Below are 3,916 nucleotides of genomic sequence, written 5' to 3' on the forward strand. Positions count from 1 at the left end.
TTCTTTAGTGTTACCTCTTACAATGTCTTTACCATTTTCAAATGTTGCTCCTAGAGTTGTAGTAGTAGAGGCTTGTTGGACACCTTGCCATTTACCTCCACTTTCCATGTGAGAGAAGTCTTGGACAGATTTCATTTGGGAGCCGACATTATTTGAGTAAGAGAGTAAAAGAGTGTTTGTTTGGGAGAATGGGGAATGTATGTTTAGAGAGTGAGAATGTATGTTTATGTTAAAGAATGGGGAATGTATGTTGAGAGAGTGGTTTGAGGATATTTAGAGAAATAGAGAAATAAGAGGGCTGGTAAAGGAAGGGTGGGCTTTTCTCACTTAATCCTACCTTTCTATCCTAGTCAAACTACAAATCCCTACTAAAATACCTAATCATCTTAACTTCCTCACTCTCTTTTTCAAATGAAATCCTTTTGAACCCATGGCGTTCATAGAAGTCTAAAACCTTTTCCACATTAACAGAGTCTAAAAGCACAAACTTGCCACCAATATATTTACGAATATCTAAAAGAATAGCCAGCATAGTTTGCATAATAAGATCGCCATCTATACTTGCACCATCACATTTGCCAAATTGCCCTATTAAAATACAAGGTATATCAGTATCTTTCTTGTTGTTTCTGGGACTTAACTTTTGAATGCGACTTTTACTTAAGCCCTGTGTTTTTAAGACATTAAGAGATAGTGTAAAGAAAGCTTCAAGTTTGTTGGATTTAAGGATAAGAAATGTCCTTGAACGATGAGCTTTTTCAAACTCTATGGCTTTATTTCTTATAAAGTGTTCTAAATCTTTATTCTTAGAGCAAGAAAAGTCCTCTAAAAAGGAAGGTGTTTGGGAGTGGGCTTGATTGCTAGATAATATATCACAAAGGCTTATTGTCCTATATTCCACAGCGATTCCACTTCTTGTTTGCTTGGTTTAACTAAAGGTATCCCCTTTTTAATGGCTTCCATATCAATTTGTTTAATTCTCTTGTCCATTTTCTTTGAGGAAGCTTCCTTAAGTGCATTCTCTACTTTTTTAAGGTTCTTGTTTGTCAGTTTGATTGGCTCAAGCATTGATTTTGTCATAAAATATCCTTTCCTTTACAAGGCTTTAAGATTTATAAACTTAAAACATCTCATTATAACACAAAAACACAAGCCCCCTACTTCTTTTACATAGCCACATTTGCATTTTTCCCCGAAACTCTCTATAATGCCTGCAAAATAAATCTAAAACGAAAGGAGAAAAGGCTATGGGTAGCTTTGCACTAGGTTATTTAATGGGTATGACACTCTCAGGACCAAACTACACCCCTGATGGATATGGTGATAACTTCGATGAGAAAGAACTAAAGAGAATCAATGATGAGATGTATTGGAATGCGTGGGATAGTGCAGCAAAGGCAAAGGTTGTTGAGAGGTTGAGAAGTCATGAGGCTGGAGCTAATCTACTTACTTTAAACAAGCAGCCTGTTTATCCTAATATGACTCAAGATGAACAAGCTGATTTGATTGAAAGCGGAGAGTTAAAAATTATTTACTTCCGAAAGCTTAAAATATCAAGTGCCATGTGGGCTGATGAAAACAGAGAGGAAGCAAAAGATCCTAAATATCTTGAATTGTTAAAGTCTAACAAAGAGGATATGCAAAAAACCGAATATAGGATTATTGAGTAAATTTATACTATTTAGAGGCACTCTTAATTAATTTTAGTGAATTATTTACATTCTATCGATACAATAACCGCTTAAAGCTCGGGCAGTAGCTCACTAAATCATAATTGTGTAGCGATCCCCTAGTAACTCTTAGAATCCCTAGCAGCAACAAGAGTTTCTTGACTATTTGTTGACTAGGGTTTATTCTTTCATCAAGGCAATCTCAATGACTAAGAAAGTCGCAATACTTGTTGATGGAAATTTCTTTATTCGACAGCACTTCGCATATTTCAAAAAAACTTACGAAACTACAACACCTAAAGAAATTGCAAAATGTATCCAAACTCATTGTTTAAAGCACATAAAAAAGGGAGAAGAGGAACTTTACAGAGTGTTTTATTATGATTGTAAGCCACTGGACAAGAAGGTTCATTATCCAATATCTAATACCGCTTTAGATCTCTCAAAAACTCCTATTTGTATTTTTAAAACACAATTTTATAAAGAGTTAGTTAGCACACCTTGCTTTGCCTTAAGATTAGGTTCTCTTAATGAAAAAGATAGTTACTGGAAACTACGCGATAGAAAAAAATATGCTGATTTGATAAAGGGCAAGATTTCACACAAAGACTTATCTGATGAAGATTTCGTTTATTATGCTAAACAAAAAGGTGTAGATATGAAAATTGGGATTGACATTGCTTCTTTGGCACTTAAAAAACTTGTTGATAAAATTGTGTTGATTTCTGGAGATAGTGATTTTGTCCCTGCTGCGAAACTAGCAAGAGTTGAAGGGTTGCATTTTGTCCTAGATCCTATGAATATGGGGCAATATATCAAAGAGGATTTAAGAGAGCATATAGATTGGCTTACTACAACACTGCCAAAAAGGCAGTCGTAGATTTAGTATCGATTTTTCTTATTTACCTAATCCTCCTATTCCCATTTCAACTATCCCCCCATTACTTCCCAAAGGATTCTGATGTAAAGCATTATATTGTCTTTCAAACGCATTTGCTCTACTTGGGCTTTGCTGTCTAAAGTCTCTCATAAATCCTCTTTGCTCTCTCCCACTCATAGTTCCAAAATCTCTAAACATAGAGTTTGAGAATGTATAAGAACCTGAATATTCTAATCGTGGCGCATTACTTGGAGCAGCTGTAGGTTTCCCTGCTAATCCTCTCTCAAGCATACTAGTTCTTGTCGTAGCAGCTAGTTGATTTGCTCTACCTACTCCTATAGCCATTGTGCTTTCAGCCCCTATAGCTCCGACATTAGCTAAAGTCTTACCTGCAGCTCCACCTGGCAAGAACATAGCTGTCGCACCTGCTATTTGAGAAGCAGCCGCTATACCTGAGCTTGCAGCTCCATAGGCACTAGCCGACATGCCCATACTCATAGCTAGTCCAGCTAAGGCGTTACCACCGCTGACATTGGTGCCAAAGCTATAGTTTCTTGATTCATTATGCGAGAATGAAACACCTGATTGAATACCACCTTGTAGTGAGCCATGGTTAGCGTTAAATGAACTAACAAGACCACCTGTGTTTAGTTCTATTTGGTTGCTGTAGGTAGCTTCAGCTAAACCACGAAAATCACCTTTTTTGAACATGTCTTGAGCATTTTGCGCAATATTGGCTTGATTTTGAAGTTTTGCATTATTATCATAGCGTTTTTGCATTCTCCTTTCATAGTCTCGCTTCATTCGATCTATATCATCTAGCCATAGAGGAACATTTCCCCCTTCCCACACTTTTGCCAAAAATCCAGTGCTTTGAGTTTGTTCCTCAAGATTTTTCTTCGCTTCATCTGCCTGCTTATCTATAGCTGTTTGCAAATCACTATCAAAATTCACAATCCCTGAAGCTTCCTTTTGAGTGTCATATCGAGCTTTATCTGCTAGGTTGCGCCTATATTTGCTCTTTGCATTTAGCTTGTTGTAGTATTCCGACAATGCTTCCTTTCCTTTGGCTTCCGCTGCATCAAATTCTCCTTGTGAAATACCATTAAAAGTTACTGAGCCATCTTTATTGATTTGTCCAGCTTCTACTTTAGATTTATAACCTTCTACTTGCTTTAATGTCTTTTCAGCTGCTGCATTAGCCATAGCATTAGATATTTCATCTATAGCCTCATTTACTTTAGAACTATCTCCATTTGTTTGAGTTTTTAGCGTAGCTTCTGTTGATTTCAAGCCTCCTAAATTCTCTAACTTACTTCCATGCTCTGCAGTTCTAATATTGCCACCATCAGTTGCCTCATTAAAA

At 36.7% G+C, this 3,916-nt stretch carries 4 protein-coding genes and 1 pseudogene; 2 read left to right on the forward strand and 3 right to left on the reverse strand.

All coding sequences use genetic code 11. From position 1 onward, the window contains the following. Window positions 1-355 precede the first annotated feature (355 nt). Together CQA49_RS09625 and CQA49_RS09630 are read right to left on the reverse strand one after the other, a co-directional pair. The gene (locus CQA49_RS09625; RefSeq protein WP_115575734.1) at window positions 356-901 is read right to left on the reverse strand and encodes a hypothetical protein; all 546 of its coding nucleotides are present in this window, start codon (window positions 899-901) and stop codon (window positions 356-358) included. Next, window positions 883-1,080: a hypothetical protein gene (locus CQA49_RS09630; RefSeq protein ID WP_115575735.1), complete on the reverse strand. Its 198-nt coding sequence runs from the start codon at window positions 1,078-1,080 to the stop codon at window positions 883-885. The genes CQA49_RS09625 and CQA49_RS09630 overlap by 19 nt, the downstream gene beginning before the upstream one ends. A 167-nt stretch (window positions 1,081-1,247) precedes the next feature. On the opposite strand from CQA49_RS09630, the gene CQA49_RS09635 reads away from it, so the two are divergent. Further along, window positions 1,248-1,670 (forward strand): hypothetical protein, encoded by a 423-nt coding sequence (locus tag CQA49_RS09635; RefSeq protein WP_115575736.1) that lies wholly within the window; start codon window positions 1,248-1,250, stop codon window positions 1,668-1,670. Between the two features lie 205 nt (window positions 1,671-1,875). Then, entirely contained in the window at window positions 1,876-2,550 is a 675-nt protein-coding gene (locus CQA49_RS09640; protein WP_115575737.1) for an NYN domain-containing protein, read from the forward strand. Between the two features lie 18 nt (window positions 2,551-2,568). Here the strand turns inward: CQA49_RS09640 and CQA49_RS10165 are convergent. Then, window positions 2,569-3,916 (reverse strand): annotated as a pseudogene (locus CQA49_RS10165) (hypothetical protein); the annotation flags it as partial.

Source organism: Helicobacter sp. MIT 00-7814 (genome assembly GCF_003364115.1).
GTDB lineage: Bacteria > Campylobacterota > Campylobacteria > Campylobacterales > Helicobacteraceae > Helicobacter_F.